This window comes from Salmonella sp. SAL4457, assembly GCF_046548235.1.
Classification (GTDB): domain Bacteria; phylum Pseudomonadota; class Gammaproteobacteria; order Enterobacterales; family Enterobacteriaceae; genus Salmonella; species Salmonella enterica.
In genome coordinates, this window is sequence record NZ_JBGDZO010000013.1 from 19,597 (window position 1) to 46,223 (window position 26,627).

24 protein-coding genes are annotated in these 26,627 nt (G+C 53.4%); 20 read left to right on the forward strand and 4 right to left on the reverse strand.

Going from position 1 to position 26,627, the window contains the following annotated elements; all coding sequences use genetic code 11:
- Nucleotides 1-200: 200 nt before the first annotated feature.
- The 8 genes from csrD to tldD all read left to right on the forward strand — a co-directional run bounded on the left by csrD (nt 201) and on the right by tldD (nt 12,658).
- The gene (gene csrD, locus ACLJNW_RS22530) at nt 201-2,141 is read left to right on the forward strand and encodes an RNase E specificity factor CsrD (protein WP_001620457.1); all 1,941 of its coding nucleotides are present in this window, start codon (nt 201-203) and stop codon (nt 2,139-2,141) included.
- Nucleotides 2,142-2,448: 307 nt separating this feature from the next.
- Nucleotides 2,449-3,492 carry a rod shape-determining protein MreB gene (mreB, locus tag ACLJNW_RS22535; protein WP_000913396.1) on the forward strand — a complete coding sequence of 348 codons (1,044 nt, stop codon included), beginning with the start codon at nt 2,449-2,451 and terminating at the stop codon, nt 3,490-3,492.
- Between the two features lie 64 nt (nt 3,493-3,556).
- On the forward strand, nt 3,557-4,609 hold the full coding sequence (gene mreC, locus ACLJNW_RS22540) for a rod shape-determining protein MreC (protein ID WP_000802538.1): 1,053 nt from the start codon (nt 3,557-3,559) through the stop codon (nt 4,607-4,609).
- Nucleotides 4,610-4,611: 2 nt separating this feature from the next.
- Complete coding sequence (gene mreD, locus ACLJNW_RS22545) at nt 4,612-5,100, forward strand: rod shape-determining protein MreD (protein ID WP_000179403.1); 489 nt, start codon at nt 4,612-4,614, stop codon at nt 5,098-5,100.
- An 8-nt stretch (nt 5,101-5,108) separates the two neighbouring features.
- On the forward strand, nt 5,109-5,702 hold the full coding sequence (locus ACLJNW_RS22550) for a Maf family protein (protein ID WP_000210306.1): 594 nt from the start codon (nt 5,109-5,111) through the stop codon (nt 5,700-5,702).
- Nucleotides 5,692-7,161, forward strand: coding sequence for a ribonuclease G (rng, locus tag ACLJNW_RS22555; RefSeq protein ID WP_000123188.1), 1,470 nt, complete (start codon nt 5,692-5,694; stop codon nt 7,159-7,161). The genes ACLJNW_RS22550 and rng overlap by 11 nt, the downstream gene beginning before the upstream one ends.
- A gap of 106 nt (nt 7,162-7,267) precedes the next feature.
- Nucleotides 7,268-11,068 carry an AsmA2 domain-containing protein YhdP gene (gene yhdP / locus ACLJNW_RS22560; protein ID WP_023204192.1) on the forward strand — a complete coding sequence of 1,267 codons (3,801 nt, stop codon included), beginning with the start codon at nt 7,268-7,270 and terminating at the stop codon, nt 11,066-11,068.
- Nucleotides 11,069-11,212: 144 nt separating this feature from the next.
- Nucleotides 11,213-12,658 (forward strand): metalloprotease TldD, encoded by a 1,446-nt coding sequence (gene tldD / locus ACLJNW_RS22565; protein WP_000055936.1) that lies wholly within the window; start codon nt 11,213-11,215, stop codon nt 12,656-12,658.
- 122 nt (nt 12,659-12,780) lie between these two features.
- Here the strand turns inward: tldD and aaeR are convergent, their stop codons facing one another.
- Nucleotides 12,781-13,710, reverse strand: a complete 930-nt coding sequence (gene aaeR, locus ACLJNW_RS22570; RefSeq protein ID WP_000440300.1) for an HTH-type transcriptional activator AaeR — start codon at nt 13,708-13,710, stop codon at nt 12,781-12,783.
- Between the two features lie 181 nt (nt 13,711-13,891).
- Here aaeR and aaeX point away from each other — a divergent pair, with 181 nt between their 5' ends.
- From aaeX to ACLJNW_RS22590, 4 genes are all read left to right on the forward strand, one after another.
- Complete coding sequence (aaeX, locus tag ACLJNW_RS22575; protein WP_000051840.1) at nt 13,892-14,095, forward strand: p-hydroxybenzoic acid efflux pump operon protein AaeX; 204 nt, start codon at nt 13,892-13,894, stop codon at nt 14,093-14,095.
- 7 nt (nt 14,096-14,102) lie between these two features.
- Nucleotides 14,103-15,035, forward strand: a complete 933-nt coding sequence (gene aaeA / locus ACLJNW_RS22580) for a p-hydroxybenzoic acid efflux pump subunit AaeA (protein ID WP_000855134.1) — start codon at nt 14,103-14,105, stop codon at nt 15,033-15,035.
- 5 nt (nt 15,036-15,040) lie between these two features.
- Nucleotides 15,041-17,008, forward strand: a complete 1,968-nt coding sequence (aaeB, locus tag ACLJNW_RS22585) for a p-hydroxybenzoic acid efflux pump subunit AaeB (protein ID WP_000510913.1) — start codon at nt 15,041-15,043, stop codon at nt 17,006-17,008.
- Nucleotides 17,009-17,179: 171 nt separating this feature from the next.
- Complete coding sequence (locus tag ACLJNW_RS22590; protein WP_001103887.1) at nt 17,180-17,452, forward strand: hypothetical protein; 273 nt, start codon at nt 17,180-17,182, stop codon at nt 17,450-17,452.
- A gap of 59 nt (nt 17,453-17,511) precedes the next feature.
- Here the strand turns inward: ACLJNW_RS22590 and yhcN-B are convergent, their stop codons facing one another.
- The 3 genes from yhcN-B to argR form a co-directional block, all read right to left on the reverse strand.
- Nucleotides 17,512-17,778, reverse strand: coding sequence for a DUF1471 family stress response protein YhcN-B (gene yhcN-B, locus ACLJNW_RS22595; protein WP_000853277.1), 267 nt, complete (start codon nt 17,776-17,778; stop codon nt 17,512-17,514).
- Between the two features lie 103 nt (nt 17,779-17,881).
- Nucleotides 17,882-18,145, reverse strand: coding sequence for a peroxide/acid stress response protein YhcN (yhcN, locus tag ACLJNW_RS22600; RefSeq protein ID WP_000695693.1), 264 nt, complete (start codon nt 18,143-18,145; stop codon nt 17,882-17,884).
- 364 nt (nt 18,146-18,509) lie between these two features.
- Entirely contained in the window at nt 18,510-18,980 is a 471-nt protein-coding gene (gene argR / locus ACLJNW_RS22605) for a transcriptional regulator ArgR (RefSeq protein WP_001257852.1), read from the reverse strand.
- Between the two features lie 414 nt (nt 18,981-19,394).
- On the opposite strand from argR, the gene mdh reads away from it, so the two are divergent.
- The 8 genes from mdh to oadA all read left to right on the forward strand — a co-directional run.
- Nucleotides 19,395-20,333: a malate dehydrogenase gene (gene mdh / locus ACLJNW_RS22610; RefSeq protein ID WP_000861586.1), complete on the forward strand. Its 939-nt coding sequence runs from the start codon at nt 19,395-19,397 to the stop codon at nt 20,331-20,333.
- Between the two features lie 119 nt (nt 20,334-20,452).
- Nucleotides 20,453-21,082 carry a GntR family transcriptional regulator gene (locus ACLJNW_RS22615; RefSeq protein ID WP_000723776.1) on the forward strand — a complete coding sequence of 210 codons (630 nt, stop codon included), beginning with the start codon at nt 20,453-20,455 and terminating at the stop codon, nt 21,080-21,082.
- Complete coding sequence (locus tag ACLJNW_RS22620; RefSeq protein ID WP_001171585.1) at nt 21,069-21,734, forward strand: GntR family transcriptional regulator; 666 nt, start codon at nt 21,069-21,071, stop codon at nt 21,732-21,734. Before ACLJNW_RS22615 ends, ACLJNW_RS22620 begins: the two co-directional genes overlap by 14 nt.
- 210 nt (nt 21,735-21,944) lie before the next feature.
- Nucleotides 21,945-23,213 carry an SLC13 family permease gene (locus ACLJNW_RS22625; protein ID WP_000433390.1) on the forward strand — a complete coding sequence of 423 codons (1,269 nt, stop codon included), beginning with the start codon at nt 21,945-21,947 and terminating at the stop codon, nt 23,211-23,213.
- A gap of 32 nt (nt 23,214-23,245) precedes the next feature.
- The gene (ttdA, locus tag ACLJNW_RS22630) at nt 23,246-24,145 is read left to right on the forward strand and encodes a L(+)-tartrate dehydratase subunit alpha (protein WP_024154855.1); all 900 of its coding nucleotides are present in this window, start codon (nt 23,246-23,248) and stop codon (nt 24,143-24,145) included.
- Nucleotides 24,145-24,762, forward strand: a complete 618-nt coding sequence (ttdB, locus tag ACLJNW_RS22635) for a L(+)-tartrate dehydratase subunit beta (RefSeq protein ID WP_000162405.1) — start codon at nt 24,145-24,147, stop codon at nt 24,760-24,762. The genes ttdA and ttdB overlap by 1 nt, the downstream gene beginning before the upstream one ends.
- A 156-nt stretch (nt 24,763-24,918) precedes the next feature.
- Nucleotides 24,919-25,161, forward strand: coding sequence for an oxaloacetate decarboxylase subunit gamma (locus tag ACLJNW_RS22640; protein WP_000180123.1), 243 nt, complete (start codon nt 24,919-24,921; stop codon nt 25,159-25,161).
- 15 nt (nt 25,162-25,176) lie between these two features.
- A partial coding sequence (gene oadA / locus ACLJNW_RS22645) for a sodium-extruding oxaloacetate decarboxylase subunit alpha (protein ID WP_369529490.1) occupies nt 25,177-26,627 on the forward strand: 1,451 nt, incomplete at its 3' end.

A 26,627-nucleotide genomic window follows, 5' to 3' on the forward strand; every position in this document is an offset into this window, starting at 1 on the left:
CTGTCCTCACTTTACATGGTAGATTGGAAAAATAGCTACGAAGACTATACTCGCTAATTAAAACGTGATGCCGATGCAACGCAATAAATTGCCAGATAGATCCATTTTGGTAGTATGCCTGCTTCATTGCGCGCCGTGGCGAATTCCGCCTTCAGATTCGCTTTTTCATACTGTTTATAACCGTCGGAGTTAACTCAAGGATGCGATTAACGACGAAATTCTCAGCTTTTATCACGCTGCTCACGGGGTTAACGATCTTCGTGACTCTGATAGGTTGTTCGCTAAGCTTTTATAACGCCGTACAGTATAAGTATGTCAGCCGTGTGCAGGCGACGGCGACAGCCATTGATACGCACCTGGTGACCCATGATATTGTCTCGCTGACGCCGCGAATCGACGAACTCATGATCGCTTCCGATATTGTGCGTGTCGATCTGTTGCAGGGGGAGCGCAGCGTCTACAGCCATTCTCGCGCCAGAGGTTATCGGCCAGCCGGTACCAGCGACATGTATCGCGAGCTGGTCGTACCGCTGATAAAACATCCAGGAATGTCGCTACGTCTGGTTTATCAGGACCCGATGGGCAACTATTTTCACTCACTGATCACCACGGCGCCGCTGACGCTGGCGATCGGTTTTATCGTTCTGATTTTGTTTTTATCGGTGCGCTGGCTGCAGCGGCAGCTTTCCGGGCAAGAGCTTCTGGAAATTCGCTCCACGCGTATTCTGAACGGCGAACGTGGGGCGAATGTCCGCGGTTCTGTTTACGAATGGCCAGCGCGCACCAGTAGCGCGCTTGATGTATTGCTTTCCGAAATTCAGTTTGCTCACGAACAGCGTAGTCGCCTGGACACCCTCATTCGCTCCTACGCCGCGCAGGACACCAAAACCGGACTCGGTAACCGTCTGTTCTTTGATAACCAACTGGCGACGCTGCTGGAAGATCAGGAAAAAGTGGGAGTGCATGGCGTGGTGATGATGATCCGCTTGCCAGATTTCAATCTTCTGCGCGACAGCCTGGGAGGCAATCAGGCGGAAGAGCAGATGTTTATGCTTATCAATCTGCTATCGACATTTATTATGCGTTACCCAGGCTCGCTGCTGGCGCGTTATCACCGCAGCGACTTTGCCGTGCTGCTACCGCATCGAACGCTGAAAGAAGCGGAAAGTATTGCCGGACAGCTTTTAAAAGCTGTCGATGCGCTACCGGCTAACAAAATGCTCGATCGTGACGATATGGTACATATCGGCATTTGCGCCTGGCGCAGCGGACAGTCCACCGAGCAGGTGATGGAACATGCTGAAGCCGCGGCGCGGAATGCCGCCCTGCAGGGGGGAAATAGCTGGGCTATCTACGACGACACTCTGCCGGAAAAAGGGCGCGGCAATGTGCGCTGGCGCACATTGATTGAGCAGATGCTGAACCGGGGCGGACCGCGACTTTATCAAAAACCGGCGGTCACGCGAGAAGGTCGCGTACATCATCGGGAATTGATGTGTCGCATCTATGACGGTAAAGAAGAGGTGAGCTCGGCGGAGTATATGCCGATGGTGTTGCAATTTGGTTTATCGGAAGAGTATGACAGATTACAAATTAGCCGCCTGATTACGTTGCTGGGCTACTGGCCGGATGAAAATCTGGCAATGCAGTTGACGGTTGAGTCGCTGATTCGTCCGCGTTTTCAGCGCTGGTTGCGCGATACGTTAATGCAGTGTGAAAAATCACAGCGAAATCGCATAATTATTGAACTTGCGGAGGCAGATGTTTGTCAACACATCAGCCGGTTACAACCCATCCTTCGCTTAGTCAATGCGCTTGGCGTTCGGGTGGCGGTGACACAGGCGGGTTTGACGCTGGTTAGCACGAGCTGGATTAAAGCGCTCAATGTGGAATTACTCAAGCTGCATCCGAGTCTGGTCAGAAACATTGAGAAGCGAACGGAAAACCAGCTTCTGGTTCAAAGTCTGGTAGAGGCCTGCGCGGGCACGCCTACGCAGGTTTACGCGACGGGCGTCCGTTCGCGCGGCGAGTGGCAGACGCTGACAAAACGCGGCGTGGCTGGCGGGCAGGGTGATTTTTTTGCCTCCTCCCAACTACTTGACACAAACGTGAAAAAATATTCGCAAAGATACTCGGTTTAACCTGCCGTTTAATTTGTTTTCACGTAGAATAACGCGCGCTGCGCCTCATGGGGGTGTGCTTGTCTGCTCGCCAGATTGTTGCAGCAAATATGCAGGTGAATGACCTTTGACAGGTTGCAAACGAAGGCGAGGATTGCTGCTGATTTTTTCAGCCCTGAGGGACTCAGGCCGAGATTTGTAACAAAGGAAACGAACTGCACTAATTTTCACCGTAGCAGATGATTTTTGCGCCTTGTCGCTGCTGCGTGTGGTTGGTAAAGTAAGCGGATTTTGTTTTCCGCCCCAGCTTTCAGGATTATCCCTTAGTATGTTGAAAAAATTTCGTGGCATGTTTTCCAATGACCTGTCCATTGACCTGGGTACCGCGAATACCCTCATTTATGTAAAAGGACAAGGCATCGTATTGAATGAGCCTTCCGTTGTGGCCATTCGTCAGGATCGTGCCGGTTCGCCGAAAAGCGTGGCTGCAGTCGGTCATGATGCGAAGCAGATGCTGGGCCGTACGCCGGGCAATATCGCTGCGATCCGTCCGATGAAAGACGGCGTTATCGCTGACTTCTTTGTGACCGAAAAAATGCTCCAGCACTTTATTAAACAAGTGCACAGCAACAGCTTTATGCGCCCAAGCCCGCGCGTACTGGTATGCGTGCCGGTCGGCGCGACGCAGGTAGAACGCCGCGCGATTCGTGAATCCGCTCAGGGCGCAGGCGCCCGTGAAGTCTTTTTGATCGAAGAGCCGATGGCGGCCGCGATCGGCGCAGGTCTGCCAGTTTCTGAAGCAACCGGTTCAATGGTTGTGGATATCGGTGGTGGTACCACTGAAGTTGCCGTTATCTCCCTGAACGGCGTGGTTTACTCTTCTTCTGTCCGTATTGGTGGTGACCGCTTCGACGAAGCCATCATTAATTACGTTCGTCGTAACTACGGTTCTCTGATTGGTGAAGCCACCGCAGAACGTATTAAACACGAAATCGGTTCCGCTTATCCGGGCGACGAAGTCCGCGAGATTGAAGTGCGTGGCCGTAACCTGGCGGAAGGCGTTCCACGCGGCTTTACTCTGAACTCAAACGAGATTCTGGAAGCGTTGCAGGAACCGTTGACCGGTATCGTCAGCGCGGTAATGGTGGCGCTGGAACAGTGTCCGCCGGAGCTGGCGTCAGACATCTCCGAGCGTGGTATGGTGCTCACCGGCGGCGGCGCGCTGCTGCGTAACCTTGACCGTCTGTTAATGGAAGAGACGGGCATTCCTGTCGTGGTTGCTGAAGATCCGCTGACCTGTGTGGCGCGCGGCGGCGGCAAGGCGCTGGAAATGATCGATATGCACGGCGGCGACCTGTTCAGCGAAGAGTAGTTGGATACGGGCAGGATTATCCCTGGATTATCCTGCCTCTCCGACGCGAGAATACGCATAGCCTATGAAGCCAATTTTTAGCCGTGGCCCGTCGCTACAGATTCGCCTTATTCTGGCGGTGCTGGTGGCGCTCGGCGTTATCATTGCCGACAGCCGCCTGGGGACGTTCAGTCAAATCCGAACGTACATGGACACTGCCGTCAGTCCTTTCTATTTTATTTCAAACGGCCCTCGTGAACTGCTCGACAGCGTGTCGCAAACGCTGGCTTCTCGCGACCAGCTTGAGCTGGAAAACCGGGCGCTGCGCCAGGAATTACTGCTAAAAAACAGCGACCTGCTGATGCTGGGGCAGTACAAACAGGAGAACGCGCGGTTGCGCGAGCTGCTGGGGTCGCCGCTGCGTCAGGACGAGCAGAAAATGGTGACGCAGGTTATTTCAACGGTTAACGATCCTTACAGCGATCAGGTCGTTATCGATAAAGGCAGCGTTAATGGCGTATATGAAGGTCAACCGGTCATTAGCGACAAAGGTGTCGTAGGGCAGGTTGTCGCCGTGGCGAAACTGACCAGCCGCGTGTTGCTGATTTGCGATGCGACTCATGCGCTGCCGATTCAGGTACTGCGCAATGACATCCGCGTGATTGCCGCCGGTAACGGCTGTACTGACGATCTTCAGCTTGAACATCTGCCCGCCAATACCGATATTCGCGTCGGCGATGTGCTGGTAACGTCCGGACTTGGTGGGCGTTTCCCGGAAGGGTATCCGGTGGCGGTGGTCTCCTCCGTCAAGCTGGACACTCAGCGCGCCTATACCGTCATTCAGGCACGTCCAACCGCGGGTTTGCAGCGTTTACGCTATCTGCTGCTGTTGTGGGGAGCCGATCGTAACGGCGCCAATCCGATGACGCCGGAAGAGGTTCACCGCGTCGCCAATGAGCGCCTGATGCAGATGATGCCGCAGGTGTTGCCTTCTCCGGATGCGATGGGGCCGCCGGCGCCAGTGCCGGACCCGGCGACGGGGATTACTCAGCCATCTGCGGGCCAGACGGCGCCGGTATCAACGCAACCATCGCCTTCGGGCGCGACCACGCCGCCTGCGCGTGCGCCGGGAGGGTAATGGTGGCGAGCTATCGTAGCCAGGGGCGCTGGGTTATCTGGCTCTCGTTTCTTATTGCGCTGTTGCTGCAAATCATGCCCTGGCCGGACGACATCATTGTTTTCCGGCCAAACTGGGTTTTGCTCATCTTACTGTACTGGATTCTGGCCCTGCCGCACCGCGTAAATGTGGGGACGGGATTTGTGATGGGTGCCATACTTGATCTCATCAGCGGTTCCACACTTGGCGTGCGCGCTCTGTCGATGAGTATTGTCGCCTATCTGGTCGCTCTGAAATTCCAGCTCTTCCGTAACCTGGCGCTCTGGCAGCAGGCGCTGGTGGTAATGTTGCTTTCACTGGCCGTGGACATTATTGTTTTCTGGGCCGAGTTTTTAGTGATCAACGTCTCTTTCAGACCGGAAGTGTTCTGGAGTAGTGTAGTCAATGGCGTGCTGTGGCCCTGGCTCTTTTTGCTGATGCGTAAAGTACGCCAGCAGTTTGCTGTGCAATAAAGGTCGATATGACAACTCTGTATCTTGCTTCCGGTTCCCCGCGTCGCCAGGAATTATTGACTCAACTTGGATTTTCATTCGAGCAGGTCGTGCCTGGTATTGAAGAGCAACGGCGTGCTCAGGAAAGCGCGCAGCAGTATGTTGTTCGGCTGGCACGCGAAAAGGCGCAGGCTGGCGTGGCGCTGGTTCCCCGTGATTTGCCGGTGTTGGGCGCGGATACGATAGTCGTGTTAAACGGCGAGGTGCTGGAAAAGCCGCGCGACGCCGCTCATGCCGCAGAAATGCTGCGTTTGCTTTCCGGAAATACGCATCAGGTGATGACTGCTGTTGCGCTTGCGGACTCGCAGCAGACGCTGGATTGTCTGGTGGTAACGGAGGTGACTTTCCGCACGCTTTCTGCGCAGGATATTACTGGCTATGTCGCCAGCGGCGAGCCTTTAGATAAAGCAGGTGCATACGGTATTCAGGGGCGGGGTGGCTGTTTTGTCAGGAAGATAAATGGCAGCTATCACGCCGTGGTCGGCTTACCGCTGGTTGAAACGTATGAGTTGTTGAGTCATTTTAACGCACTGCGTGATAAAAGGGATAAACATGACGGCTGAATTGTTGGTAAACGTAACGCCATCGGAAACGCGCGTGGCGTACATTGATGGCGGTATTCTTCAGGAAATCCATATTGAGCGCGAAGCGCGACGCGGAATCGTAGGCAATATCTACAAAGGTCGTGTAAGTCGTGTACTTCCAGGTATGCAGGCGGCTTTTGTAGATATTGGGCTGGATAAAGCCGCATTTCTTCACGCTTCCGACATTATGCCGCATACCGAATGCGTGGCGGGCGACGAGCAAAAACAGTTTACCGTGCGCGATATCTCCGAACTGGTGCGTCAGGGACAGGATCTGATGGTGCAGGTAGTGAAAGATCCGCTCGGCACGAAAGGCGCGCGTTTGACCACGGACATCACGTTGCCCTCCCGTTACCTTGTTTTTATGCCCGGCGCGTCACACGTTGGCGTTTCCCAGCGTATCGAAAGCGAAAGTGAACGCGAGCGCCTGAAAAAGGTGGTGGCGGAATACTGCGACGAACAGGGCGGGTTTATTATCCGCACCGCGGCGGAAGGCGTGTGTGAAGAGGATCTCGCGTCTGACGCCGCCTATCTCAAGCGCGTCTGGACGAAAGTCATGGAGCGCAAAAAGCGTCCGCAAACACGCTACCAGATGTATGGCGAACTGGCGCTGGCGCAGCGCGTGCTGCGCGATTTCGCCGATGCGCAGTTGGACCGAATTCGCGTCGACTCACGTCTGACCTATGAGTCGCTGCTGGAGTTTACCGCAGAATACATCCCGGAAATGACCAGTAAGCTGGAGCATTACAGTGGCCATCAGCCGATCTTCGATCTTTATGACGTGGAAAATGAGATCCAGCGCGCGCTGGAGCGTAAGGTTGAACTCAAGTCCGGCGGTTATCTGATTATCGACCAAACCGAAGCGATGACGACGGTAGATATCAATACCGGCGCGTTTGTCGGACACCGTAATCTCGACGACACCATTTTTAATACCAATATTGAAGCGACTCAGGCCATTGCCCGCCAGCTACGCCTGCGTAATCTGGGCGGCATTATCATTATCGATTTTATCGACATGAATAATGAAGATCATCGCCGCCGGGTGCTGCATTCGCTGGAACAGGCGTTAAGTAAGGATCGCGTGAAAACCAGTATTAACGGTTTTTCGCCGCTGGGGCTGGTGGAAATGACCCGTAAACGGACTCGTGAAAGCGTGGAACATGTGCTTTGTAACGAATGTCCAACCTGTCATGGCCGCGGGACGGTAAAAACGGTGGAAACCGTCTGCTATGAGATCATGCGTGAAATTGTACGTGTTCATCACGCTTATGACTCCGATCGCTTCCTGGTTTATGCTTCTCCTGCGGTGGCGGAAGCGCTGAAAGGCGAAGAATCACACGCGCTGGCGGAAGTCGAAATCTTTGTCGGCAAACAGGTTAAAGTTCAGGTCGAACCGCTTTATAACCAGGAGCAGTTTGACGTCGTAATGATGTAAAAGACCGCGACCCGTACGAGCATTTGCAGGCCGGATAAGGCGTTCACGCCGCCGTCCGGCAAAGCAAGGTTGTGAGTCGTATTTTTTGGCAGACAAGGAGAGACGCGTGAGGCGATTGCCGGGGATTTTATTGCTCACTGGAGCCGCGCTCATCGTCATTGCAGCGCTGCTGGTTAGCGGGCTGCGCCTGGCGTTGCCTCATCTTGACGCCTGGCGTCCGGCTATCCTGAATAAAATTGAGTCTGTGACCGGCGTGCCGGTGGCCGCCAGCCAACTCTCCGCAAGCTGGCAAAATTTTGGCCCTACGCTGGAAGCGCATAATATTCATGCCGCCCTGAAAGATGGCGGCGAACTGTCGATAAAACGCGTTACGCTGGCGCTGGACGTCTGGCAAAGCCTGTTGCATATGCGCTGGCAGTTTCGCGACCTGACCTTCTGGCAACTCAATTTCCGCACCAACACGCCTCTTCAAAGCAGCGACGGCGAAGGCATCGAAACCAGCCGTTTAAGCGATCTTTTCCTGCGTCAGTTCGATCATTTCGATCTGCGCGATAGCCAAATCAGTTTTCTGACGCTTTCCGGACAACGCGCGGAGCTGGCGATCCCACAGCTTACCTGGCTAAACGGCAAAGAGCGGCACCGCGCCGAAGGCGAGGTCAGTCTCTCCAGCCTGACCGGGCAGCACGGCGTGATGCAGGTGCGGATGGATTTACGCGATGACGACGGTTTGCTGAATAACGGCAGAGTCTGGCTACAGGCCGACGATATTGACGTCAAGCCGTGGCTGGGCAAATGGATGCAGGATAATGTGGCGCTCCAGACGGCGCGTTTCAGTCTGGAAGGCTGGATGACGCTCAGTAAAGGCGAAATCGCCGGAGGAGACGTCTGGCTGAAACAGGGCGGCGCAAGCTGGCTGGGCGATAACACGACGCACACGCTGTCTGTCGATAACCTGACGGCGCAGATTAGCCGCGAGCAGCCGGGCTGGCAGTTTTATATTCCGGACACACGGATTACGCTTGATGGTAAACCCTGGCCGAGCGGAGCCTTAACCGTGGCCTGGCTCCCGCAGCAGGACGTCGGCGGCGAGAATCACACACGTAGCGATGAGCTACGCATTCGCGCCAGTAATCTTGAACTGGCGGGGCTGGAAGCATTACGTCCGCTGGCGGCTAAACTGTCGCCTGTGCTGGGCGAAATATGGCAGGCTACGCAGCCGAGCGGAAAGATCGCCACACTGGCGCTGGATATTCCGCTACAGGCCACCGAAAAAACGCGTTTTCAGGCATCGTGGGAAAATCTTGCCTGGAAACAGTGGAAGCTGTTGCCCGGCGCGGAACATTTTTCCGGTACGCTGGCGGGAAGCGTAGAAGACGGGCAGATGAAGGTTGCGATGCAGCAGGCTAAGATGCCCTATGAAACCGTTTTTCGCGCGCCGCTGGAAATTGAAAACGGCGTCGCGACGCTTAGTTGGTTGAAGAATGAGAACGGCTTTCAGCTTGATGGCCGCGACATTGACGTCAAAGCAAAGGCGGTACATGCGCGCGGCGGGTTCCGCTATCTGCAACCGACGGGCGACGAACCGTGGCTGGGTATTCTGGCCGGAATCAGTACCGACGATGGATCTCAGGCGTGGCGCTATTTTCCGGAAAACCTGATGGGCAAAGCGCTGGTCGATTACCTTAGCGGCGCGATTCAGGGCGGCGAGGCGGATAACGCCACGTTGGTTTACGGTGGTAACCCGCACCTCTTTCCCTATAAGCATAACGAAGGTCAGTTCGAAGTGCTGGTGCCGCTACGCAATGCGACGTTTGCTTTTCAACCCGACTGGCCGGCGCTAAAAAATCTCAACATTAAACTGGATTTCCTGAACGACGGTCTGTGGATGCGTTCGGATAGCGTCGATTTGGGCGGGGTGAAGGCCAGCAAACTCGCGGCGGCGATTCCGGATTATTCCAAAGAGAAACTGCTCATTGATGCCGATATTAACGGGCCGGGAAAAGCCGTTGGGCCTTATTTCGACGAGACGCCACTAAAAGACTCGCTTGGCTCGACGCTGGCGGAGCTCCAATTAGATGGCGATGTGAATGCTCGCTTACATCTTGATATTCCGCTGGACGGAGAACAGGTTACCGCCGAGGGCGATGTCTCGTTGCGTAATAACAGTCTGTTTATTAAGCCGCTAAACAGCACGCTCAAAAATCTGAACGGTAAATTCAGCTTTGTGAATGGCGCGCTAAAAAGCGGGCCGCTGACGGCAAACTGGTTTAATCAGCCGCTTAACCTGGATTTCAGTACGACGGAAGGGGCAAAAGCCTATCAGGTCGCCGTCAACCTGAACGGTAACTGGCAGCCAACGCGTATGGGCGTCTTACCGCCGCAACTGAATGACGCCCTGAGCGGCAGCGTGACGTGGAATGGTAAAGTCGGCATCGATCTTCCGTATCACGCTGACACCACTTATCACATCGAGCTGAACGGCGATCTGAGAAATGTGAGCAGCCACTTACCTTCTCCGCTAAATAAACCCGCAGGCGAAGCCATTCCGGTGAACATTCAGGCTGACGGCAACCTGAAAAGTTTTGCGCTAACGGGGAGCGCAGGGAGTAAAAATCACTTTAACAGCCGCTGGTTATTAAATCAGAAGCTGACGTTGGATCGGGCTATCTGGACGACGGACAGCCGGACGATTCCGCCATTACCTGCTCAACAAGGCGTTGAGCTCAATCTGCCGGCGCTGGATGGCGCGCAGTGGCTGGCGTTATTCCAGAAAGGCGCGGCGGATAACGTGAGCAGTTCGGCCGAGTTTCCTCAACGCGTCACGTTGCGTACTCCCGCGCTATCGCTGGGCGGTCAGCAGTGGAACAATTTGAGCGTCGTTTCAGCCCCCTCGCTGAACGGAACAAAAATTGAAGCGCAGGGCCGTGAGGTGAACGCCACGCTGCTCATGCGCAACCATGCGCCGTGGCTGGCGAACATTAAGTACCTGTACTACAACCCTGGCGTCGCAAAAACGCACGCCTCGTCACCAACGCCGACATCGCCGTTGGCTTCGGCGAACACGATTAGCTTCCGCGGCTGGCCGGACTTACAGCTTCGCTGCGAAGAGTGCTGGCTATGGGGGCAAAAATATGGGCGTATTGATGGCGATTTCGCCATCAAAGGCAATACGCTGACTCTGGCGAATGGCCTGATCGATACCGGATTCGCCCGTTTGAAAGCGAACGGCGAGTGGGTGAATGCGCCGGGTAATGAACGAACCTCGCTGAAAGGTAGTCTGCATGGTAGTAACCTCGACACGGCTGCCGGGTTCTTCGGTATCTCGACGCCAATCCAGAACGCGTCTTTTAACGTAGATTACGATCTGCACTGGCGAAACCCGCCCTGGCAACCTGATGAAGCCACGCTCAACGGGATTTTACGCACGCGTCTGGGTAAAGGCGAGTTTACTGATCTCAGTAGCGGTCATGCCGGACAGCTACTGCGGCTGCTCAGTTTTGATGCGTTGCTGCGTAAGCTGCGGTTTGACTTCAGAGATACCTTTAGCGAGGGCTTCTATTTCGACTCTATTCATAGTACCGCGTGGATTAAAGATGGCGTCCTACATACTGACGATACGCTGGTGGATGGGCTGGAAGCGGATATTGCAATGAAAGGTTTTGTTGATCTGGTGCGTCGTCGTCTTGATATGGAGGCCGTTGTCGCGCCGGAAATTTCCGCCACCGTGGGCGTCGCCGCCGCGTTTGCCGTTAACCCGATTGTCGGCGCGGCGGTATTTGCCGCCAGTAAAGTGTTGGGGCCGCTATGGAGCAAGGTCTCCATTTTGCGATATCGCATTACCGGTCCGGTCGATGCGCCGCAGATCAACGAAGTTCTGCGCCAACCGAGAAAAGAAAGCCAGCAATGATTTGACGGGGGCGAGGAATTGCCCCACTCTCAGTAAATAGTCATGCCGGACGGCGCTGCGTTTATCCGGTTTGTACAATCTAACAACGTAGTCCGGATAAGGCGTGAACCGCCATCCGGCAGAAATCAACGAGTAGCAAAAACGATGAGTCTGAACCTGGTAAGTGAACAATTGCTAGCGGCGAATGGCCTGAACCATCAGGATCTGTTCGCTATTTTGGGCCAACTGGCCGAACGCCGTCTTGATTATGGCGACCTCTATTTTCAGTCGAGCTATCACGAATCCTGGGTTTTAGAAGACCGCATCATTAAAGATGGTTCATATAATATCGACCAGGGCGTTGGCGTTCGCGCCATTAGCGGCGAAAAAACCGGTTTTGCTTATGCTGACCAGATAAGCCTCCTGGCGCTGGAGCAGAGTGCGCAGGCAGCGCGAACCATTGTACGCGAGAACGGCGAAGGCAAGGTAAAAACGCTCGCCGCCGTAGCGCATCAGCCGCTCTACACCACCCTTGATCCGCTGCAAAGTATGAGCCGCGAAGAGAAGCTGGATATCCTCAGACGCGTTGATAAAGCGGCGCGAGAAGCCGATAAACGCGTGCAGGAAGTTAACGCCAGCCTGACCGGCGTATATGAATTAATCCTCGTGGCGGCGACCGACGGGACGCTGGCGGCGGATGTCCGTCCACTGGTGCGGTTGTCCGTTAGCGTGCAGGTGGAAGAAGACGGTAAACGCGAGCGCGGCGCCAGCGGCGGCGGCGGTCGCTTTGGTTATGAGTATTTTCTTGCCGATCTCGACGGCGAGGTGCGCGCCGACGCGTGGGCGAAAGAAGCGGTACGCATGGCGCTGGTTAATCTCTCCGCGGTCGCTGCGCCAGCGGGGACGTTACCGGTGGTTCTGGGCGCCGGGTGGCCGGGCGTATTGCTGCACGAAGCGGTCGGGCACGGGCTGGAAGGTGATTTCAACCGTCGTGGGACGTCTGTGTTTAGCGGTCAGATCGGCGAGCAGGTTGCCTCCGCGCTTTGCACCGTAGTGGATGACGGCACAATGATGAACCGTCGTGGCTCCGTTGCTATCGATGATGAAGGTACGCCAGGCCAGTACAACGTATTGATTGAAAATGGCGTGCTGAAAGGATACATGCAGGACAAGCTGAACGCGCGCCTGATGGGCGCTGCGCCGACCGGTAACGGGCGTCGCGAATCTTATGCGCATCTGCCGATGCCGCGTATGACGAATACCTATATGTTGGCGGGGCAGTCAACGCCGCAGGAAATTATCGAATCCGTTGAATACGGCATCTATGCGCCTAATTTTGGCGGCGGTCAGGTGGATATCACCTCCGGCAAGTTTGTGTTCTCTACCTCGGAAGCGTATCTGATTGAAAACGGCAAAGTCACGACGCCGGTGAAGGGCGCGACGTTGATTGGATCAGGCATTGAAACGATGCAACAGATCTCCATGGTCGGCAACGACCTTAAGCTGGATAACGGGGTGGGGGTCTGCGGTAAAGAGGGTCAAAGTCTGCCGGTAGGCGTAGGCCAGCCGACGCTGAAAGTCGATAACCTGACGGTTGGCGGCACCGCATAACTGTCCGCCTTATCAGGCCTGTGGTGTGTGCCGCCCAGGCCTGATAAGCGCAGCGCCATCAGGCAATGTCTGCGTCGGGTGGCATCTGACCTACAATCGTCTTCAGCAATTACCCGGTGTTTTTATTTTTCTTTCCCTCGCCCGTGCATTCCCTGAAACAGGTGTGCGACATCGACAAAATAGTCAGTTAACGCGTTAATCACTACCTGCACTTTAAGCGGCAGCTTATCTTTTTCGGTGTACAGCGCGTACACCGGACGGGGATCGGACTGATAGCGAGGCAGCAGGATCTCCAGATCGCCACGATTGATCTCATCGATCACCCACATCAGCGGCACATAGGCGATTCCGGTTCCGGCGGTCAGCCAGCGTACCAGCGTCATCGGATCGTTAGTGACGAACCGCCCCTGTGGAATCAGACGGGTAGAAATTCCTTCCGGCGCGATAAGTTCAAACTCATTATCCGGGCGCACGCTATATTCCAGCCAGGAATGGCTACTGAGATCGGCGGGTTTTTCCGGGACGCCGTACTGAGCGAGGTACGGCTTGGCGGCGCACACAACCATCGGCATCGCGCCGAGTCGACGGGAAAACAGGCTGGAGTCTTGCAGCGCGCCCACGCGGATCACCACGTCCAGCCCGTCGGCAATTAAATCCGGGGCCGGAATTCCTGTCACCAGATTGACCGCCAGACCGGGATACTCTTTTAATAATTTTGCGGTAAGCCCGGCCAGCACATTTTGCGCCATGGTTGAAGAACAGCCGATACGCAATGTACCGATAGGCGTGTTATTAAAAGCGTAAAGCTGCTCGTGAACATCCTGCACTTCATGCAGCATACGACGACAGCCCTGATAATAGATTTTTCCAGCCTCGGTGAGCCCAATGCTGCGTGTGCTGCGGTTGAGCAATTTAACCTGAAGCTCATCTTCCAGTTTCGCCACAGTCTGGCTGATGGACGATACGCTCATTTGCAGCTGTCTGGCTGCGGCGGTAAAAGAGCCAAACTCGACAACTTTGGCGAATACCGACATTCGTTTTAATCGTTCCATTATTCACTCTGGCTTAAAAGTGATTTAGATCACATAATATAGATAACAGCATAACAATTACGTTAATATACTATTATTCGAATAAGAGCTATGTCGCTCTCGCCTGGCGTCTCTTGCCCTTCTCTGCGGCGATGTAGCTTAACAATCTATCGCCTGCTCTCTCTCAGAAATCAAGGTCAACATGAGTCTGTTTCCCGTTATCGTGGTGTTTGGTCTTTCCTTCCCACCGATATTTTTCGAATTGCTTTTGTCACTGGCTATTTTTTGGCTGGTGCGTCGGATGCTTGTGCCGACGGGTATCTATGATTTTGTCTGGCATCCGGCTCTGTTCAATACCGCGCTGTATTGTTGTCTGTTTTATTTAATATCGCGCCTGTTCGTTTGAGGTTGAAGTGAAAACACTAACAAGAAAACTCTCCCGTACGGCCATTACCCTCGTACTGGTTATTCTGGCCTTTATCGCCATTTTCCGCGCCTGGGTGTATTACACCGAATCTCCCTGGACGCGCGACGCGCGTTTTAGCGCCGATGTCGTCGCTATTGCCCCGGATGTCGCGGGCCTGATTACCCATGTAAACGTGCATGATAACCAACTGGTGAAAAAGGATCAGGTCCTGTTTACCATCGATCAGCCACGCTATCAAAAAGCGCTGGCGGAAGCGGAAGCTGATGTAGCCTATTATCAGGTACTGGCGCAGGAAAAACGCCAGGAAGCCGGTCGCCGTAATCGCCTCGGCGTACAGGCGATGTCCCGGGAAGAGATCGATCAGGCGAACAATGTCTTGCAGACGGTACTGCATCAACTGGCTAAAGCCCAGGCGACGCGCGACCTGGCTAAACTCGATCTGGAGCGCACCGTTATTCGCGCGCCTGCTGACGGCTGGGTGACTAACCTCAATGTTTATGCCGGTGAATTTATTACCCGCGGTTCCACAGCCGTCGCCCTGGTGAAAAAGAACTCTTTTTACGTGCAGGCCTATATGGAAGAGACCAAGCTGGAAGGCGTGCGTCCGGGATATCGTGCCGAAATCACGCCGCTTGGCAGCAACCGGGTATTAAAAGGTACCGTCGATAGCGTGGCGGCAGGGGTAACGAATGCCAGCAGTACCAGCGATGCGAAAGGGATGGCGACGATAGACTCTAACCTCGAATGGGTGCGTCTGGCCCAGCGTGTCCCGGTGCGTATCCGGCTCGACGAGCAGCAGGGGAATTTGTGGCCTGCCGGTACGACGGCAACCGTCGTGATCACCGGTAAGCAGGATCGTGACGCAAGCCAGGACTCCTTCTTCCGTAAACTGGCGCACCGGCTGCGCGAATTCGGTTAATCGTCATGGGCATTTTCTCCATTGCCAACCAGCACATTCGTTTTGCGGTAAAGCTGGCGTGCGCCATTGTGCTGGCATTATTTATCGGCTTCCATTTTCAACTGGAGACGCCGCGTTGGGCGGTGCTGACCGCCGCGATCGTGGCGGCAGGCCCGGCATTTGCCGCCGGCGGGGAACCCTATTCCGGCGCTATCCGTTATCGCGGAATGTTGCGTATTATCGGGACGTTTATTGGCTGTATCGCCGCGCTTATCATTATTATCTCTATGATCCGCGCGCCGCTATTGATGATTCTGGTGTGCTGTGTCTGGGCCGGTTTTTGTACCTGGATCTCCTCTTTAGTACGGATCGAAAACTCTTATGCGTGGGGACTGTCAGGTTATACTGCGCTGATCATTGTGATTACCATTCAGACGGAGCCGCTACTCACGCCGCAATTTGCGCTTGAACGCTGTAGCGAAATCGTCATCGGCATTGGCTGCGCTATTTTAGCGGATCTGCTTTTCTCGCCGCGATCGATAAAGCAGGAGGTTGATCGCGAACTGGACAGTTTACTGGTAGCGCAATATCAGCTAATGCAACTTTGTATTAAGCATGGCGACAGCGAAGAAGTCGACAACGCCTGGGGCGATCTGGTGCGACGCACGGCGGCGCTGGAGGGAATGCGAAGTAATCTGAATATGGAATCTTCGCGCTGGGTACGCGCTAACCGCCGCCTGAAAGCGTTGAATACGCTTTCGCTCACGCTGATTACGCAATCCTGTGAAACTTATCTTATTCAAAACACGCGGCCGGAACTGATTACCGATACATTCCGGGAACTGTTCGAGACGCCGGTTGAAACGGTACAGGACGTCCACAGGCAGTTAAAACGGATGCGGCGTGTCATTGTCTGGACCGGCGAGCGCGAAACGCCCGTCACGCTTTATAGCTGGGTAGGCGCAGCGACGCGCTATCTGCTGCTTAAACGCGGCGTGATCAGTAACACCAAAATCAGCGCGACGGAAGAAGAGATCCTGCAAGGCGAGCCCGTAGTTAAAGTGGAATCCGCTGAACGTCACCATGCGATGGTGAACTTCTGGCGCACCACGCTTTCCTGCATACTGGGGACATTATTCTGGCTATGGACCGGCTGGACATCGGGTAATGGCGCGATGGTGATGATTGCCGTGGTGACCTCGCTGGCGATGCGTTTACCCAATCCGCGCATGGTCTGCATTGATTTTATTTATGGCACTCTGGCGGCGTTGCCGCTGGGATTGCTCTATTTCCTGGTGATTATTCCCAATACGCAGCAAAGTATGCTGTTGTTATGTTTGAGCCTGGCGGTATTGGGGTTCTTTATCGGCATTGAGGTCCAGAAACGGCGTCTGGGGTCAATGGGGGCGCTGGCCAGTACGATTAACATTATTGTGTTGGATAATCCGATGACGTTCCATTTCAGCCAGTTCCTCGATAGCGCGTTGGGGCAAATTGTCGGCTGTATGCTGGCGTTTATCGTCATCCTGCTGGTGCGTGATAAATCCAAAGATCGAACCGGTCGCGTGCTGCTTAATCAGTTTGTTTCCGCTGCGGTCTCGGCAATGACGACCAACGTGGTACGTCGTAAAGAAAACCGTCTGCCTGCGTTATATCAGCAACTCTTTTTGCTGATGAATAAATTCCCTGGCGATTTGCCGAAGTTTCGCCTGGCGCTAACGATGATCATTGCTCATCAACGTCTGCGCGACGCGCCGATACCGGTTAATGAAGATCTGTCAGTGTTCCACCGTCAGCTTCGTCGTACCGCAGACCATGTTATTTCCGCCGGAAGCGATGATAAACGGCGACGCTACTTTGGTCAGTTGCTGGATGAGCTGGATATCTATCAGGAGAAATTACGTATCTGGGAGGCGCCGCCGCAGGTGACGGAACCGGTTAAACGTCTGACGGGCATGTTACATAAATACCAGAACGCGCTTACCGATAGCTAACCCACAAGAACCGATGCCAAAAGCGTCGGTTTTTTTATGACTATACTTATTTGAGATACAAAAACAGCGCAAGAGTGCTCCGGGGCTAAAAGCGTTTCTGGAAGTGAAACCTCTGCATAATGATGCTTAGTAGTAAAACAGACAATTGTCTGTCGGGGATGGTGGCTGGCTATGAATGTCTATACTTTTGATTTTAATGATATTAAAAACCAAAGCGATTTTTATCGCGAGTTTACGCAGACGTTTGGTCTTGCCAGTGAGAAAGTAAGCGATCTTGATACATTATGGGATGCGGTAATGAGCGATATCTTACCCCTACCGCTAGAGATTGAGTTCGTTCACCTGCCTGATAAACTGCGCAGGCGCTACGGGGCGCTGATTTTACTCTTTGATGAAGCGGAAGAAGAGCTGGAGGGGCGGCTACGGTTTAATGTCCGGCATTGAAAAAGCATAAAAAAGCCCCCGGCAGGCGGGGGCAAGTCGTCGGGTTAGACGACGAGGGTTTACTTATACAACTCGGCGGTGGCGTGCCAGTTATCACCTTCTTTTAATTCGATGATGCGATAGCTATTAGCGCCTGCTTTTTCAGCTTTAGCGACGATCTCCTGGCGCATATCCATTGGCGTACTGCCAATCTGCGAGACGGAAATGGTGCCCATCGGTTGCAGATTCTGCGCCTGTTCCGCGTTGACCTGATGTACTGCGGCATTTGCGCCGAAAGAGAGCAGAGTGGCCAGGCCGAGTGATGCGATAATGTATTTCGTTTTCATGGTCTTTTATTCCTTTATAGGGTCAACCTCGCGGATTAATGGGCTTTTCTTATGCGATATCTCCGCGAAGCAATGACACGTTATATGCGATGGCAGGTGAATTTTATTTGTACAGTTCGGCAGTGGCGTGCCAGTTGCTGCCGCTACGCGCTTCGGTAATGTGGTAGGCCGTAGCGCCTTGTTCATCCGCTTTTTTGCTCAGCATGGCATTCATATCCATAGGCGATGAGCCGATAGCGCTGACTGAAACCGATCCGATTGCTTCACGATTTTGCGCTTGCTCTGCGCTGATAGGTTCTGCGGCGAAAGCGCCAAAAGAGAGAACGGACAGAATACTTAATGTTGCAACAGTGGTTTTGATTTTCATGATTTTTACCTCGTCGAATTCCTTTACTGGGGTCTTTGTTTCGTGACCCTCATCACAAAATTAAGTATACACTAATCACGCGATTAATTAATACCACGCTAATTGTTTCTGTTTTTTAAAGACATTAAAAATTTTATTTTTTATAACGTTATGGAATTAAAATTGCTGTTTTTCGCCGCTGCTGTTTAAAAAATAAAAGAAAATCAATAGGTTAAAAAATTTGACATTTTGTGCGTTTTTTTGATTTGTCATTCATGTGGTGAATGTTTAAGGGCATGATTTGCCAAATGATAGCCGTACAGGAAAGCGGCGAGGGGAGAGGACAAAAAGGTGCCTCCGCCGTACGACGACGGAGGAAGTGGGACTAAAGCTCTTGTTCAAAAAGTTCCAGAATGGCTTCGTACAGATCTCTTACGGAAAAGCCGCTGGCAGGCGTGGTGAAGATAGTATCGTCGCCGGCAATCGTGCCGAGAATACCTTCTGCTTTCCCCAGTGAATCCAGCAGGCGCGCAATGAGTTGTGCCGCGCCGGGGCTGGTATGAATCACCACGACAGCGTCGTTATAGTCGATATCCAGCACCAGATTTTTCAACGGACTGGATGTTGTTGGGACGCCCAGTTCAGCCGGAAGACAGTACACCATTTCCATTTTTGCGTTACGTGTACGCACTGCGCCGAACTTAGTCAACATGCGCGAGACCTTGGACTGATTGATATTTTCAAAGCCCTGATCCTGCAACGCGAGGACGATTTCGCCCTGTGAGCTGAATTTTTCTTCTTTGAGGAGCGCTTTAAACGCTCTTACTAGTTCTTCTTGTTTAGCCGAGCTTCGCATAAGTCACCCGTAATATGGCAGTAGAAACAACATTATTGTGCATACAGATGAATTTTTATGCAAACAGTCTGCCTTGTTTAAGGCTGAAATAATGTTATGAAAGAGCGGAATTTTATCAAATTTCGTTATCAAGAAACATGCCTGTGTCACGCCTCGCAAATAAGATTAAAAGTAAATTAATTGTTATCAAAATGATGTTGTTTTGAGAGGATAGTAGGGTATATTGTCACCACCTGTAGGAACGTTGCTCTCTGGTTGCAGTCGATCCGGATTACGCAAATTAAATGCATAAAAGCCAAAATTGCGCGACTCCGCATTCTTGATGAGTGAGGATTGTAATCATTGAATTTGTGAATTAAGGTCGCCGCCGCGGAGCAATAGACACTTAGCTAATCATATAATAAGGAGTTTAGGATGAAAGTCGCAGTCCTCGGCGCTGCTGGTGGTATCGGTCAGGCGCTGGCATTACTTTTAAAAAACCAACTGCCTTCAGGTTCAGAACTCTCCCTGTACGACATCGCTCCAGTGACTCCCGGTGTGGCCGTTGATTTGAGCCACATCCCCACCGCTGTAAAAATCAAAGGTTTCTCCGGTGAAGACGCAACCCCGGCGCTTGAAGGCGCTGACGTAGTACTGATTTCTGCGGGTGTGGCGCGTAAGCCGGGTATGGACCGTTCCGACCTGTTTAACGTTAACGCTGGCATCGTGAAAAACCTGGTGCAGCAGATCGCTAAAACCTGCCCGAAAGCGTGCGTGGGCATTATCACCAACCCGGTGAACACCACCGTTGCGATTGCGGCGGAAGTGCTGAAAAAAGCAGGCGTATACGACAAAAACAAACTGTTTGGCGTTACCACGCTGGATATCATCCGCTCTAATACCTTTGTCGCAGAGCTGAAAGGTAAGCTGCCAACGGAAGTTGAAGTTCCGGTGATTGGCGGACACTCCGGCGTGACGATTCTGCCGCTGCTGTCGCAGATTCCAGGCGTAAGTTTTACCGAACAAGAAGCGGCCGAGCTGACTAAACGTATTCAGAACGCCGGTACTGAAGTCGTCGAGGCGAAAGCCGGCGGCGGATCGGCAACCCTCTCTATGGGTCAGGCTGCCGCACGTTTCGGTCTTTCTCTGGTTCGCGCTCTGCAGGGCGAAAAAGGCGTGGTGGAATGCGCCTATGTGGAAGGCGACGGTCAGTATGCCCGTTTCTTCTCTCAGCCGCTGCTGCTGGGTAAAAACGGTGTAGAAGAGCGTAAATCCATCGGCACACTGAGCGCTTTCGAGCAACATTCGCTGGACGCTATGCTGGATACGCTGAAAAAAGATATTCAGTTGGGTGAAGATTTTATTAATAAATAAGCTGTTCCTGCCCGATGCCGGGGCTTTTGCTCCGGCTTCTTTGACTGTAAACAAGCCACGAAATCAAGCACTAAATCTGCTAAACTCCTCACGTCTTATCGGTTATTAACGAGAACGTCGTGAAAAAGATCCAAAGAACGCAAACCCGCGATCACATTACGCAAATGCTTCGCTATGAAATTCTTTCCGGCAATATAAAAGCGGGAGAAGAACTCGCGCAGGAAAGTATTGCGGAGCAGCTCGGTCTTTCACGAATGCCGGTTCGAGAAGCGCTACAGTCACTCGAACAGGAAGGTTTTTTAATCCGACTGCCCAACAGGCACATGCAGGTCGCGCATCTTGAGGCCGATCGCGTGAGTCATATTTTTCGCGTGATTGCCGCGATGGCCGCCGAAATGTTTTCGCTGATACCCAGCGAAGTAGGCGATGCCCTCCTGATACGTGCGCAAGCGCTGGCTGTCGCAGAAGACAAATCCTGCGAACTGGAGTGTCATGCGATGCTGATTTCTTATGTGAATAACCGCTATCTGGAAAAGGTGTATCAGCAGTTCCTGGACGGTTATGTCTCTTATGTTATTTTGCATCTGAAAAAAGATAATCAGGAGTCGGCGCAGCTTTTCGCTGAACTGGCTGACGTCATACGCCAGGGGCGGCGTGATGAGATTGGGCAAGTTATGCAGCGTTATTTCCTCTCTTTAGCAGAAATAATGCGTCAACATATGAAGGATTGGGAAAGTGCAGAAGCCTAAGTTAGGGAAGATTAAGCTTCTTTCAGCGAAAGAACAGGTCGCGGCAGTGCTGCGTAAAGCGATTCTTTCGAGGGAGTTAGTGGAAGGGCAGGAGATTACGTTAGAAGGCATTGCCAGAATGGTCGGCGTGTCCAGTATGCCAGTGCGCGAGGCGTTTCAGATTCTGGCGGCGGATGGGCTGATAAAAGTGCGCCCTAATAAAGGGGCGGTGGTGTTGGGCATCAATGAACAAACGATCCGTGAACACTATGAAATTCGCGCGCTGTTAGAAAGTGAGGCGGTGGCTAAAGCTTCTCGTCCTGGCACCGATATCTCGCGGATAGCCCAGGTGCATTATGCCGCTGAAAAGGCTCTCGCGGAAAATAACTCGGCGGAATACTCCGACCTTAATCAGGCATTTCATATGGAAATATGGAATGTTGCTGGCAACGAAAAAATGAAAATGTTGCTCTGTAATATGTGGAACGGCCTGTCGATGGGCCATAAGGTCACCGAAGAAGAGTATGCCGTGATTTCCATTCAGGAACATAAAAGTATTCTGCAAGCTCTTGAACTTCATGATGAAACATTGGCACGCCAGCGCATGCGCGAACACATTATTCGCTCAATGGAGAATATGCTGACCCGCTATGTTGGTGACCCTTCTGCCTGATCTTTTCGCCTGCGTGAGCATCGCAGGCGCTTCAACCAATTCTTCAATTCTATTAATCACGTCCAGTAACGATCTAACCACGATCTTGATGTAGATCCCACTCCTGCATCTTTCCTGAGAAACGATTTGACTTAGTTTTTGTATGGGAATAATTTCTCCCTGTCAATATTGGATACAATATCATATATCATTGATTGGATAATTATAAATATGGAACCCATTACCCTTACCTTATGTTTATTGGTGTTCGCTATCGTCATGTTTGTATGGGAAAAAGTGCCACTGGCCGTCACTTCCATGATTGTCTGCGTGGCCTTAGTGATCACCGGAGTTCTGAATATCAAACAGGCCTTTGCTGGCTTTATCGACACTAACGTCATCCTCTTTGTCGCGATGTTCATCGTGGGCGGCGCGTTGTTCGAGACCGGTATGGCAAACAAAGTGGGCGGCGTCATCACGCGCTTCGCGAAAACAGAAAAACAGCTGATCTTCACCATTATGGTGGTGGTGGGTTTGATGTCTGGCGTCCTTTCTAACACCGGTACCGCTGCGGTTTTGATTCCGGTGGTGATCGGCGTGGCGGCAAAATCGGGCTTCTCGCGTTCTCGTCTACTGATGCCGCTGGTTTTCGCCGCTGCGTTGGGCGGTAACCTGTCGTTAATTGGCGCGCCGGGAAATCTTATCGCGCAGTCTGCGCTACAGAATATTGGCGGCGGCTTTGGCTTTTTTGAATACGCAAAAATCGGTCTCCCGATGCTCATCTGCGGCATTCTCTACTTCCTGACTATTGGCTATCGCTTTCTGCCGAATAATGCGACCGGCGGTGAGGTGGGGAGCGTCGGGGAGCAACGTGACTACAGCCATGTTCCACAGTGGAAACAACGGCTCTCACTGGTGGTGTTGATCGCAACGATCCTCGGCATGATCTTTGAGAAGAAGATCGGTGTCAGCCTGGCCGTGACCGGTTGTATTGGCGCTCTTGTGCTGGTAGTAAGCGGCGTACTCACGGAAAAACAGGCCTATAAAGCCATTGATTCACAGACTATTTTTATCTTTGGCGGCACCCTGGCGCTGGCAAAAGCGCTGGAAATGACCGGGGCAGGCAAGCTGGTTGCGGACTATGTAATCGGCATGCTGGGGCAAAACTCCTCACCGTTCATGTTGCTGATCGCCGTTTTCGCCTTATCCGTTGTGATGACCAACTTTATGTCCAATACCGCAACGACAGCGCTATTGGTGCCGGTGAGTTTGTCCATTGCCGCAGGCATGGGGGCCGACCCGCGTGCGGTTCTGATGGCGACGGTCATTGGCGGTTCCTGCGCCTACGCAACTCCTATCGGTATGCCTGCCAACATGATGGTGCTCTCCGCGGGTGGCTATAAATTTGTCGACTACGCTAAGGCCGGTATCCCCCTGATTATCGTTTCAACCATTGTCAGCTTGATCCTGCTGCCAATCCTTTTCCCTTTTCATCCGTAATTAACGGAAGCTGTTCTGACTAAGGAGCATTTATGAGCAAAAGTGAACAGATATCCCATATGACCGACGTTATGGCCAAGTTTGTGGGATATACCGGCAAAGTTTTGCCTGATGATGTCACTGCAAAACTGGAAGATTTGCATAAGAAAGAGACCAGTAAACTGGCCGACGTCATCTTTACTACCATGATTGAGAACCAGCGGCTGGCGAAAGAGCTGGATCGACCTTCCTGCCAGGACACCGGTGTCATTCAGTTTCTGGTGGAGTGCGGGACGAACTTTCCGCTGATTGGCGAGCTGGAAGCGTTGTTGCGTGAGGCGGTGATCAAAGCAACTGTAGATTCTCCGCTGCGCCACAACAGCGTAGAAACTTTTGATGAATACAACACCGGTAAAAACGTGGGTAAAGGTACGCCGACGGTCTTCTGGGAAATCGTTCCCAATTCCGAACAGTGCAGCATTTATACCTATATGGCAGGCGGTGGTTGTTCTCTGCCGGGGAAAGCGATGGTGCTGATGCCGGGTGCAGGCTATGAAGGTGTGACCCGCTTTGTACTGGATGTGATGACCAGCTACGGCCTCAACGCGTGTCCGCCGCTGCTGGTTGGCGTGGGCGTAGCGACCTCTGTTGAAACGGCGGCACTGCTATCGAAAAAAGCGCTGATGCGTCCGATCGGTTCGCATAACGAGAATGAGCGTGCAGCCTCGCTGGAAAAAATGCTGGAAGACGGCATTAACAAAATTGGCCTGGGGCCGCAGGGGATGTCCGGTAATACCTCCGTTATGGGCGTGAACATTGAAAACACCGCGCGTCATCCTTCTACCATCGGCGTGGCGGTAAACGTCGGCTGCTGGTCGCACCGTAAAGGGCACATCGTTTTCGATAAAGATTTGAATTACACCATTACGTCTCACAGCGGAGTGAATTTCTGATGACTAAAAAAATCCTGACTACGCCAATTAAAGATGAAGATTTAGCGGATATTAAGGCTGGCGATATTATTTATCTCAACGGTCATATTGTTACCTGCCGTGACGTAGCCCATCGCCGTTTAATTGAAGGTGGTCGCGAACTTCCGGTAGATGTTCGCGGCGGCGCTATTTTACACGCTGGCCCCATTGTCCGCCCAATTAAAGGCGAAGACGATAAGTTTGAAATGGTCTCCGTGGGACCAACCACCAGCATGCGTATGGAGAAATTCGAAAAAGAATTTATTGCGCAGACCGGCGTGAAATTAATTGTGGGTAAAGGCGGTATGGGTAAAGGTACCGAAGAGGGCTGTGCTGAACACAAAGCGCTGCACTGCGTATTCCCTGCCGGTTGTGCGGTTGTAGCCGCCGTGTGCGTGGAAGAAATTGAAGATGCCCAATGGCGCGATCTGGGGATGCCGGAAACGCTGTGGGTCTGTCGGGTTAAAGAGTTTGGCCCGCTGATTGTTTCTATTGATACCCATGGGAATAATCTGTTTGAACAGAACAAAATTATTTTTAATCAGCGTAAAGAGATCGTCGCTGATGAAATATGCCAGAACGTAAGTTTTATCAAATAAACCTGATTACGTAAATTGCACGATAATGGTGGTAATACGTTATGACGATAATAATAACCAAGGGCTCTGGCCGGGGGCGGCTCAGGGAAATCCACCCTTATTATTTCATCGTCATAAATAGCCCCATTATCGTGCCTCCTGCCTGAAGGCTATTTTATGACTAATGCAGCTCTGCTATTAGGTGAAGGCTTCACCCTGATGTTCCTCGGCATGGGGTTCGTGCTGGCGTTTCTGTTCCTGCTGATTTTCGCCATCCGCGGCATGTCTGCCGTGATTACTCGCTTCTTCCCGGAACCCGTCGCCGCGCCCGCACCGCGCGCCGTTCCCGTCGTGGACGACTTCACCCGCTTAAAGCCGGTGATTGCCGCCGCCATTCACCATCACCGCCTTAACGCTTAATTCCCGGAGGGATCCATGACCATTGCCATTACCGACGTCGTCCTGCGTGACGCCCACCAGTCCCTGTTCGCCACCCGCCTGCGCCTTGATGACATGCTGCCGATTGCCGCCGCGCTCGATGACGTAGGCTACGGCTCGCTGGAGTGCTGGGGCGGCGCCACCTTTGACGCCTGTATCCGCTTTCTCGGCGAAGACCCGTGGCTGCGCCTGCGCGAGCTTAAAAAGGCCATGCCGAAGACTCCCCTGCAGATGCTGCTGCGCGGCCAGAACCTGCTCGGTTATCGCCATTACGCCGATGACGTGGTGGAACGCTTCGTCGAACGCGCGGTGAAAAACGGCATGGACGTGTTCCGCGTCTTCGATGCCATGAACGACCCGCGCAATATGAAAGCCGCACTGCAGGCGGTGTGCAGCCACGGCGCGCACGCCCAGGGCACCCTCTCCTACACCACCAGCCCGGCGCACACCCTGCAGACCTGGCTGGATTTAACGGAGCAACTGCTGGAAACCGGCGTCGATTCCATCGCCATCAAGGATATGTCCGGTATCCTGACGCCAGTGGCGGCGTATGACCTGGTCAGCGAAATCAAAAAACGCTATGACGTGCGCCTGCACCTGCACTGTCACGCCACCACCGGGATGGCGGAGATGGCCCTGCTGAAGGCTATCGAGGCGGGTGTTGACGGCGTGGACACGGCGATTTCGTCCATGAGCGCCACCTACGGCCACCCGGCCACCGAAGCGCTGGTGGCGACGTTGGCAGGTACTGAGCATGACACCGGGCTGGATATCCTGAAGCTGGAAAATATCGCCGCGTACTTCCGCGAGGTGCGCAAAAAGTACCACGCCTTTGAAGGCCAGCTGAAGGGCTACGACAGCCGTATTCTGGTGGCGCAGGTGCCGGGCGGGATGCTGACCAACCTCGAAAGCCAGCTGAAGCAGCAGAACGCGGCGGACAAACTCGACCAGGTGCTGGCGGAAATCCCCCGCGTGCGCGAGGACCTCGGCTTTATCCCGCTGGTGACCCCGACCTCGCAGATTGTCGGCACCCAGGCGGTGCTCAACGTCCTGACCGGCGAACGCTACAAAACCATCGCCAAAGAAACCGCCGGCATTCTGAAAGGCGAGTACGGCCACACCCCGGTGCCGGTTAACGCCGCGTTACAGGCCCGCGTGCTGGAAGGGGGCGCTCCGGTGACCTGCCGCCCGGCGGATTTACTCAAGCCGGAACTGGCTGAACTGGAAGCGGACGTGAAGCGCCAGGCGCAGGAGAAGGGCATTCAGCTTGCGGGAAACGCCATCGACGACGTGCTCACCGTGGCGCTGTTCCCGCAAATCGGCTTCAAATTCCTCGAAAACCGCCACAACCCGGCGGCGTTTGAGCCGGTACCGCAGGCGGAAGCCGCGCAGCCGGTGGCAAAAGCAGAGAAGCCTGCCGCCTCCGGTATCTACACCGTGGAAGTGGA

Bases quoted from the DNA above. Each gene is read 5' to 3' on its own strand.
- tldD (WP_000055936.1), top strand. From the start codon at position 11,213: ATGAGTCTGAACCTGGTAAGTGAACAATTGCTAGCGGCGAATGGCCTG.
- ACLJNW_RS22640 (WP_000180123.1), top strand. From the start codon at position 24,919: ATGACTAATGCAGCTCTGCTATTAGGTGAAGGCTTCACCCTGATGTTC.
- ACLJNW_RS22550 (WP_000210306.1), top strand. From the start codon at position 5,109: ATGACAACTCTGTATCTTGCTTCCGGTTCCCCGCGTCGCCAGGAATTA.
- mreC (WP_000802538.1), top strand. From the start codon at position 3,557: ATGAAGCCAATTTTTAGCCGTGGCCCGTCGCTACAGATTCGCCTTATT.
- mdh (WP_000861586.1), top strand. From the start codon at position 19,395: ATGAAAGTCGCAGTCCTCGGCGCTGCTGGTGGTATCGGTCAGGCGCTG.
- yhcN-B (WP_000853277.1), bottom strand. From the start codon at position 17,778: ATGAAAACGAAATACATTATCGCATCACTCGGCCTGGCCACTCTGCTC.
- aaeX (WP_000051840.1), top strand. From the start codon at position 13,892: ATGAGTCTGTTTCCCGTTATCGTGGTGTTTGGTCTTTCCTTCCCACCG.
- ttdA (WP_024154855.1), top strand. From the start codon at position 23,246: ATGAGCAAAAGTGAACAGATATCCCATATGACCGACGTTATGGCCAAG.
- csrD (WP_001620457.1), top strand. From the start codon at position 201: ATGCGATTAACGACGAAATTCTCAGCTTTTATCACGCTGCTCACGGGG.
- aaeB (WP_000510913.1), top strand. From the start codon at position 15,041: ATGGGCATTTTCTCCATTGCCAACCAGCACATTCGTTTTGCGGTAAAG.
- yhcN (WP_000695693.1), bottom strand. From the start codon at position 18,145: ATGAAAATCAAAACCACTGTTGCAACATTAAGTATTCTGTCCGTTCTC.
- ACLJNW_RS22590 (WP_001103887.1), top strand. From the start codon at position 17,180: ATGAATGTCTATACTTTTGATTTTAATGATATTAAAAACCAAAGCGAT.
- rng (WP_000123188.1), top strand. From the start codon at position 5,692: ATGACGGCTGAATTGTTGGTAAACGTAACGCCATCGGAAACGCGCGTG.
- aaeR (WP_000440300.1), bottom strand. From the start codon at position 13,710: ATGGAACGATTAAAACGAATGTCGGTATTCGCCAAAGTTGTCGAGTTT.
- ACLJNW_RS22625 (WP_000433390.1), top strand. From the start codon at position 21,945: ATGGAACCCATTACCCTTACCTTATGTTTATTGGTGTTCGCTATCGTC.
- ttdB (WP_000162405.1), top strand. From the start codon at position 24,145: ATGACTAAAAAAATCCTGACTACGCCAATTAAAGATGAAGATTTAGCG.
- argR (WP_001257852.1), bottom strand. From the start codon at position 18,980: ATGCGAAGCTCGGCTAAACAAGAAGAACTAGTAAGAGCGTTTAAAGCG.
- mreB (WP_000913396.1), top strand. From the start codon at position 2,449: ATGTTGAAAAAATTTCGTGGCATGTTTTCCAATGACCTGTCCATTGAC.